The 8664-nt window shown below is 30.4% G+C and carries 10 protein-coding genes; 7 read left to right on the top strand and 3 right to left on the bottom strand.

Annotation, left to right across the window (positions count from 1 at the left end):
• Nucleotides 1-199: 199 nt before the first annotated feature.
• From JG776_RS12025 to JG776_RS12460, 6 genes are all read left to right on the top strand, one after another.
• Nucleotides 200-2611, top strand: coding sequence for an AAA family ATPase (locus JG776_RS12025; protein WP_004397274.1), 2412 nt, complete (start codon nt 200-202; stop codon nt 2609-2611).
• A gap of 18 nt (nt 2612-2629) precedes the next feature.
• Nucleotides 2630-3928, top strand: a complete 1299-nt coding sequence (locus tag JG776_RS12020; RefSeq protein WP_003867775.1) for a hypothetical protein — start codon at nt 2630-2632, stop codon at nt 3926-3928.
• 351 nt (nt 3929-4279) lie between these two features.
• Complete coding sequence (locus tag JG776_RS12015; protein ID WP_003867774.1) at nt 4280-4531, top strand: hypothetical protein; 252 nt, start codon at nt 4280-4282, stop codon at nt 4529-4531.
• Between the two features lie 380 nt (nt 4532-4911).
• Nucleotides 4912-5169, top strand: coding sequence for a type II toxin-antitoxin system Phd/YefM family antitoxin (locus tag JG776_RS12010; RefSeq protein WP_003867773.1), 258 nt, complete (start codon nt 4912-4914; stop codon nt 5167-5169).
• Nucleotides 5154-5417 carry a Txe/YoeB family addiction module toxin gene (locus JG776_RS12005; RefSeq protein WP_003867772.1) on the top strand — a complete coding sequence of 88 codons (264 nt, stop codon included), beginning with the start codon at nt 5154-5156 and terminating at the stop codon, nt 5415-5417. The genes JG776_RS12010 and JG776_RS12005 overlap by 16 nt, the downstream gene beginning before the upstream one ends.
• A gap of 185 nt (nt 5418-5602) precedes the next feature.
• A complete protein-coding gene (locus JG776_RS12460) occupies nt 5603-5740 on the top strand; it encodes a hypothetical protein (RefSeq protein ID WP_012268786.1) in 138 nt (45 codons plus the stop codon).
• A 90-nt stretch (nt 5741-5830) separates the two neighbouring features.
• Here JG776_RS12460 and JG776_RS12000 read toward each other — a convergent pair whose 3' ends face one another.
• From JG776_RS12000 to JG776_RS11990, 3 genes are read right to left on the bottom strand one after another with little or no spacing between them, the layout of a single operon-like run.
• On the bottom strand, nt 5831-6688 hold the full coding sequence (locus JG776_RS12000) for a hypothetical protein (RefSeq protein WP_291967825.1): 858 nt from the start codon (nt 6686-6688) through the stop codon (nt 5831-5833).
• A gap of 40 nt (nt 6689-6728) precedes the next feature.
• On the bottom strand, nt 6729-7628 hold the full coding sequence (gene htpX, locus JG776_RS11995; RefSeq protein ID WP_012268785.1) for a zinc metalloprotease HtpX: 900 nt from the start codon (nt 7626-7628) through the stop codon (nt 6729-6731).
• A gap of 20 nt (nt 7629-7648) precedes the next feature.
• Nucleotides 7649-8194, bottom strand: coding sequence for a LemA family protein (locus tag JG776_RS11990; protein ID WP_003871013.1), 546 nt, complete (start codon nt 8192-8194; stop codon nt 7649-7651).
• Between the two features lie 306 nt (nt 8195-8500).
• Here JG776_RS11990 and JG776_RS11985 point away from each other — a divergent pair.
• The coding region (locus JG776_RS11985) for a metallophosphoesterase (RefSeq protein ID WP_286882060.1) at nt 8501-8664 on the top strand (164 nt) is incomplete at its 3' end.

Raw genomic sequence — 8664 nt, 5'->3', positions numbered from 1 at the left:
GTGCAAACAGGGAAACGTTGATGGATATTGTTGACAATATATTTGATATAGATAAGATAGAGGATTTAGATAAGTTTTTGAAATAAGGGCACTATGAAAGGTAGTGCCTTTATTTTTTATGGAAATATAAAGGATTTTCAATAAATTTATAGAATAGATAATATAACATACATTAATGTAGTTTTAGGGGGATCTTAGGATGAAGATTGAAGATTTAAAAGGAAAATTTTTTATGGACAATTATATGGACATTGCTATTGAGGAATATTTAAAGTTCAAAGAAACTGTGGATTACGATGAAAAGTATAAAAGAGAAGTTTTAAGCGAAATAAATGATTATTTAAAAGACAAGCGTATTGCTGGGGAGAATGTTATAGAAATAATTAAGTATTTTCAAAGTAAAAATCCACAAAAGGGTGGTTTTGTTCATTGGTCGAATTTAGATGATTTATATAAATATGCAGAAGAAAAACCTTCAGAAGTAGCTGAATTGTTTAACTATCTATATGATGATTCGGCAGATTTAGAAGATAGAATACGAAGATTTGTGAATACTGGGGAAAGATATAATACTACTATTAAATTTGATACTTCTCTTTTTGGATATTTATTAGCAGGTTTTAGTTTAGAGAAGTATCCCTTGTATAGGGATCAGGCATTTAGAGAGTTTTTAAATTCTTTTGGAATTAATGAGTCTTTAACTGAAGATGTAGCAGATAAGTATTCTACCTATTATGAAGTTTGTAATATTTTGCTCGATTATTTTAAAGAGAAAAATTATATAAAAAATCCAGATATGTTGGATGCACAGGATTTCATTTATTGTCTTACCAACTACAAGGAACTGTATGTAAAAGTAAGTGTAAAGTATCTCTATGAACATGCAAAGGTATTGTATTCTTTTAGTAAGGATATAAATGCTTTTTTGGAATATTTAAAGGAATTAGATAGAGAATATTTACAAGTTTTATATGAAAGATACAAAGGTGATGAAAAAGTCAATGAAATTAGATTTAGAGTGTGTGAGATGATTTTAAATGGTGATTATGTGGATGAGAAAAATTTGGAGAGCATAAAGAATGAAGTTGCAAATAAACATGAAAAAGATATTTTAAAATCATGGAATGATTTTAAGATTTTGTTTCCATTATATTATGAAAAGTATAAGGAAAAAGTGAATATAGAAATTAGAAAAATTTACAATAGTATTAAATCGATATTTCCTAATTTTAAATTTAAAGAAAATAAATATATTAGTGATTTTTATGGACCACAGAATTTTGGAGGGAGTAGATGTTGGTTTGCAATATATCCCGAAAAGAAAAAAACACATAAAGAAGCTGCTCAGTTATTTTTTACAATTGGGGGAGATGAAACGGAAAAGTATTCTAATATTTCGTATGGTTTATATATAGGTGATGATATTAATAAAATTCTTGAAGAGAAAGGCACCAAAGAACACGATGATATAGAAACCATTGATAACCCTAATGATTTTACATATAAGAAAATGGTGAAGAAGTTTATTGAAGTTTTTGATAGGTTTAAAAAGATAAATGGTATAAATAGAGAGGACATTATTAAGGTGTCTCATGGGGAAAAGGATAAAAGCGGCGAGGAGGAGAAAGATGGCTTTCTTCATGAAATTGATTTTGAAAGAGAAATTAAAATAAATAATTTATTTTTTGAGGATGCAGAGGTTTTATCAAAGCAAATATCTACTGCTTTAAAATCAGGTAAACACATAATATTGGTAGGTCCTCCTGGAACAGGCAAGTCCAAACTAGCTAAAGAAATATGTAAAAGTTACGGAGTAGAATACGAAATGGTGACTGCCATGTCCGATTGGTCTACTTATGATACTATTGGTGGTTATAAACCTGATAGGGATGGAACTTTGTATTTTGATGAAGGCGTATTTTTACGGCTTTTTAAAAATAAGAAAAATAACAATTCCAATATCAAGTGGCTAATTATAGATGAAATAAACAGAGCTGATATTGACAAAGCTTTTGGTGTATTATTTTCTGCCTTAACAGGGGACAGGGTGACACTGAGTTTTAAGTCAAAATCTGGAGAGAATATAGTCATACGTCCGGAGGAAGATGATGAAGAAGAGGTAGAGATACAAGAACATGGGTATGTAATTCCTAAAGATTTTCGCATTATTGGGACTATGAACACTTACGACAAAACTTCTTTATATGAAATGAGCTATGCCTTTATGAGGCGATTTGCTTTTATTCCTGTTGGTGTGCCAAAAAACATTGATAAGGACCTTGTTGCGAAATATCTTAATATATGGGGGATAGAGGATAAAAGCATCAATAATGTGGATTTAAAAGAGGGACTGGCGGAGGTTTGGAATATTATTAACGAATACAGAAGAGTTGGACCTGCTATTATTGAAGACATTGCCAGATATGTTAGCGTTGAAGGGGATTACACTTCTGCTGTTATACTTTATGTCCTGCCGCAGTTCGAAGGCGTTATGGAAAATGATATTAAAAAATTTGCAGAGGAATTGTATAAAAGCAGTATAGGAGATTTTTCTAGACAAAAGGATAGATTGGATGGATTCATAAAAGACTTTTTTGGAATAAAAATGTGATTTTTAGGGGATTTGACTATGAAGACAAGTAAAGAAGTGCTTTTAGAATCTATCAAAGAGGATTTATTGGTATATTTAAAGTCTGGCAAATTATCTCCGCTACCTTTTTTGAATGAGTTAAATTTAAACATAAATAAGGTTGAAGATTTGTTGAAAATACATTTTTTATTAATGGATGAGGTTAAGGATTATATATTAAATCTTCCAATGATGATTAGGGAATTGAAGGTTTCAACTAATCTTACAAAGGAGATAAGTTATAATAAAATTAGAGGCAGCATAGATTGGAAAGAGACTATAAGACAGAGATTGAATACAAATTATAAAGATAAAACTCTTTTTTCTTATAATGAAAGGAATAAGCTTTATAATACCAAAGAAAATGTAGTCTTAAAAAAGTTTATAGAAGTTTTGTATGACATCGTTATAGGCCTTAATATGGATAGATTTACAGGTTATGATTGGTACGTAGAGGGAGAAAAAATAAATAAAATTGTAAAAGAGATATATGAAAAAAATGTTTATATGAGCAGGATAAATATTGAAGGTATAAATGTCACGGATAGGATGATTGAAGATGTTGCAAAAAACAGGAGTAAACTCTATAGTGATGCAGCTAAGCTTTTAAGAAAGTACAGACAAATTATAAATTTTATTGATTATGAAGAGATTAAAAAACTTTTTGAGAAAACTTTTATAGAAATTGCTGATGAAAATACTTTGTTTGAATTATATTGGGTTGTAAGAATTTTAAGAGATAACGCTTGTAATGAAAAAATGTATATCGTTGATGGCACGAATAATAAAATAGCGAGTTGGGAAGACGGAAATTTACTATACAATATTTATCACAACAGTACTGGTTCTGATAATCTAATATTTAAGATAGGATTTGAGGAAGTAGAAAATATTGAAAATGAATATTTTAGAAGGATGATGGCAGTAGTTAAAAAGACTCACGAGATAGCAGATAAACTTTTTGAAGATAAAGGTACTTTGGGCAATATCTTTTGGAGCGGCAGGCCGGATATAATAATAGAAATTATTGATAAAAACACAGGAAGAATAGTAAAAGTTATTTTAGGAGAAGTAAAGTATACAACAGATAGAGAATATATGATACAGGGTTTAAAGGAGCTTTTGGAGTATGTTTATTATATAAAGGAAAAGTCAATAAAAGGCATGTACGTTTTTGACAATCCACAAAGTGGCATAGAAGTGGAGGGTATTTTGTTTGTAGATAATATTGATTTTAAGCCGTTGCACAATGAGATTGTAAAGGTGTATGGGACGGATACTAAAGAGATTTTGCTATAACTTATCAGTAAGATTTGTAGGCTATTAAGTTACAACAGGTAAAACTTCAAATGGTAAAATGTATGTTAGAATTGTCGGTGCAAAAGAAGATGCCCAAAAAAAGGGCCGTGGTGATTAAGCTTGTTTATTTGCTTTTTGCGGTTTGCGTCCTGCAAAGAATTCTATTACAGCAAGAATTAGAACGATAACTCCCCAAACAGTCATGTCATGTTTAATAGAGAAAAAAGAGACAAATTTATCGAAATATATTGGAATTTTATTTATATTTATGTTGTTTTTTGGAGAATAAAATGGTAAAATTATAAATATAATAGTAAAATTGTTTTATTTTTTAGAAAAGAGGAGGGAAAAATGGAAAAGAAAACGATATTGCCAAGTGATAAAATTGAAGAGGAAATAAGAGAAAAAGTAGAAATTTGGGAGACAATACCAGCCAGAGAAGCTGAAGATTATTATTACAAAGAGATATTCCCATTGGTAATAGAAAAGTTTCAGTTAGATAATAATACTAATTTTCATGGAAGATATGAAAACCTGATTTTGTCATTAGGTTTTTCTTTTGAACCTCTCGTATTAACTATACATACTATATACAGTTTTTAGCCTACCTATAAGGGATTGAAACAATTAAAACGAAAAAGTTTTATCCATATGGTACCTTTTTTGGTAACAGATTTATATTAGAGCTTGAAGGAAGAGTTAATGGTGGTAGGCTTTGCAACAGTTTTTATTAATCTTAATTTTGCAAGTTTCCAAAAAATACGATAAAATTACAGTAAATTACCCGATTTGCAAAGCATGTGTGATGTTCTTCGTTATAAAAATAAGCTTGAAAAAGAAGTATTTAACAACGCAATTCAGCGTTATGTTAAAGAACAAGAGAAAAGTAATTTACATAAAGGATTTTCAATAACAAGTCATCTAATTTTTTACTGACATACATAAAAACGTACGTTATAATTAATTTAAAAGGAGTGATTTTTATGAAAACAATACCGGTAACAACGGTAAGACAAAATATATACAAAATTTTAGAACAAATAATGGTAAGTAATGAACCTATACAGATAACTTCTAAAAAAGGAAATGCAGTCTTAATTTCCGAAGAAGATTGGAATGCTATTCAAGAAACGCTATATTTGTTGTCAGTACCAAATTTAAGAGAAAGCATCATAGAGTCAGATAAAATTCCCTTGGAAGAGTGGAAGGATGAAAAGGACTTAGGATGGGATATAAATTAAAATTTTCTAAATACGCTCTAAAAGATGCAAAAAAATTAGAAGCGTGTGGACTTGACAAAAAAGCAAAAGAAATTTTAAAAATATTAAAAGAAAATCCGCATCAAAATCCTCCTCCATACGAAAAATTAAAAGGTGATCTCCAAGGGAAACTTTCAAGAAGAATAAATATTCAGCACAGAATAATTTATGAAATTTTAGAGGATGAACACATTATAAAGATGTATAGGATGTGGACACATTACGAATAGGAATGAATGCTGAGGAATTGGTAAGAAATGAATAATGCTATAAAATAGAGAATTTAGATAATTTCTACGGCAGGCTGGATATAATAATAGAAATTATTGATAAAAACACAGGAAGAATAGTAAAAGTTTTTTAAAAATTTTGTTTTACGGCTCAAACTTGTTAAAATAGAGTTAAATAAAAGAGAATGAGGGGAGAGAAAATGGGGGCTCTTGTCCTTCTTGTAGGGCTTCCAGGTGCAGGCAAGTCAACTTTTGCGGCAGAGCTCAAGAAAAAGCGGTACATGCAACAGAATATAACTTTGGTATCCAGTGCGTTAAAATAAGTCAGAACTTGTTGAAATTTTCTTAATATTTACATCAGCGATATTATATATTACCTTGAAAATAAGTAAGAGCAGATAAAATCCTGCTCCCTATCTAAAGTTTACAAATTCTTCTATGAAATAATCAATCGCATTTAATCGGCTCTTTATATGCAAACCAATTTTAGTCCTTTCACACAAATCGACTAATAAATGAAATAAATACTCATCTCTTACAAATATTTTCTTTGGTTTACCCATATTTAAAATATATGGAATTACCATATCAAAAATATATTGCACTTCATTATCTTCTGGAGAAAGAATATGTTGATCTATTATCATCCCTGATTTAGAATCAGCAAGAATACAAATTCTCCCTGCAATTGGTCTATCATATTCTTTATCTCTAATTATGGTATTCAAGTACGCTATATCAGTTTCTCCCTCTTCGAAGTTAACTACAATATCTTCTTCAATGTAATTTTTTAGTGCTTGTAATAAATGTCTCATTATTGCTGTCTGTTTTAATACTTCTTCTTTATTCAAAATATAAGGAGCATATCCTTTCTTGAAAGACCTAAAATAGATCCAGTTATTTCTACCTCTAAACTTCAATCCCAGGGCCTTTACAATTTGCAATTCTTCTTTAAACAACTCTTCTCTATCCCCAAAATAGCATATAATTACATTATCTTCTTGAAATCGCTGAATTTGCTGTGGTGGCATATCAGTAGTCTCAATAATTTTATAAAAATTGTCCAAAGCATCAAACCCAAAATAAAAACCTATACCGTAAAATTCTCCTCCTCTTCCCATTACACTACAATATACTGGTTCTTCATTTTCTGGCAAAATTAATGTTATTATATCTACATCCCAAAAATATTTCCAAGGATTTAATTCCTTTATTTTAACAGTTACCTCATACAATTCTTTCCACTCTTCTAATGTCGCTTTTTCTTTCATTACTATTTACACCCTTCCTTATAAAATTTTCTTATGTCTTTTACATTGTAAGGCTCTTCAACCTCTTAATTCTCTCTTCAATCGGTGGATGAGTTGCAAATAACTTTTCCGCTCTTCCAAAAGGATTTGATATAAACAAATGAGCTGTTGCGTCAGAGGTAACTCTCATGGGTCTAGTATAATTACCTATTTTTTCAAGAGCTGATGCAAGACCATAGGGATCTCTTACAATATAGGCACCAGTTGCATCTGCCAAATATTCTCTTTGTCTTGAAATTGCAGACCTTATAATTAATACAATAAGAGGAGCAATAATAGAAAAAATAAGCCCAATAATGAGGAGAATTATAGCTCCATTGTCATTTTTATCTCTTCTTCTGCTTTCTCCCATTCCCCACCACATACTTCTTAGCATTACATCCCTGAGTAAAATTATAAGTCCTGCAACAACTGCAACAACCGTCATCAAAAGTATATCTCTATTTCTGATGTGAGATATTTCATGAGCTATTACTCCTTGGAGCTCTTCTCTATTCATCATTTGAAGTAGACCGGTTGTGACACAAACAGAAGCATGCTTTGGGTCTTTGCCCGTAGCAAAAGCATTAGGTTGGGATTCTTCCATTATATAAACATTGGGCTTTGGTATACCTGCTGCGAGAGCGACTTCTTCCACAATATTATGAAGAACATAATACTCCTCTGGATTTGCCGGAATGGCTCCCACCGACGCGAGAGCTATTTTATCTGACTGTTCATACGCTATCCAATTATACAGCACAATGAAAATTGCTAAAAGAACTATTCCTGTAAGTCCCCAGTTGAAATACCATACAAAAAAATAACCTATAGCAAAAAGTATAAGAGAAAATGTAACTATAAATAGATAAGTTTTCCTTACATTTTCTGCTTGAAGTTCATATAGAGTTTTTCTAGACATTACACTCACACCCTCGTTAATCAAAACTGAACATTAATAGGCCCTCTTTCACCTTCATCAACAGGATAATATTCCTTGGGTGTTAATCTCATCATATTTGCAACAATAGAAGCAGGAATTCTCTGTTGTGCTGCATTGTACTGCATGACTATATCATTATAAAACTGTCTTGCAAAAGCAATTTTATTTTCTGTATTAGTTAATTCTTCTTGGAGTTTTAAAAAATTCTCATTTGCCTTTAATTCTGGATAATTTTCTGCAACAGCAAAAATTGTCTTAAGAGCTTGTGTAATCTGATTATTAGTATCTCCTACTTCTTTTACTGATTGAGCTCCCATTGCCTTAGCCCTTAATTCTCCTAAATTTTCAAAAATCTCTTTTTCATGAGCAGCATATCCTTTTACTGTATTCACAAGGTTAGGTATAAGGTCATATCTTCTCTTTAACTGTACATCTATTTGCGCCCAAGCATTTTCTACTCTGTTTTTCAAATTAATAAAACTATTGTAAGTCACAATAAACCACAAAACTATAACTGCTACGATACCTAAAATTATCCATATCATTTGATTTCCTCCTTCATATTCATTATAAATTTCTGACCTACCATATTTGCTCCTTTAATTTTCTTACACTAAGTTTGACATTTTAATAGCTTTTATATTCTGTGTTTTCTTAAATCTTTCTTAGTTTCATTATATTATATATCTATTATACATGCAACAGAATATAACTTTTGGTATCAGGTGTTCCAAAATAAGTTTAGATTATTTTTGTCAGGTATGTCGGAATTTTCTTAATATTTGTGTTGGATTTTGCTTTATAAAATGATAAAATTAAAATTAAGGTGTAGAAAGGTAGGGTGATATTTTATGAAAATTGGTGTTATAAGTGACACTCATGGAGATTATAAATCATGGGAAAAGGCGTGGGATTTTTTAAAGGATTCGGATATTATTTTACATGCAGGGGATGTTTTATATCATGGACCCCGTAATCCAATTCCTGAAGGATATGACCCTAAAAAACTTGCTGA

The sequence above is a fragment of the Caloramator sp. genome (genome assembly GCF_020054765.1).
In the GTDB taxonomy this organism is placed as follows: Bacteria; Bacillota; Clostridia; order Clostridiales; family Caloramatoraceae; genus Thermobrachium; species Thermobrachium proteoclasticum.
This window is presented reverse-complemented; position numbering and strand designations above follow the sequence as displayed.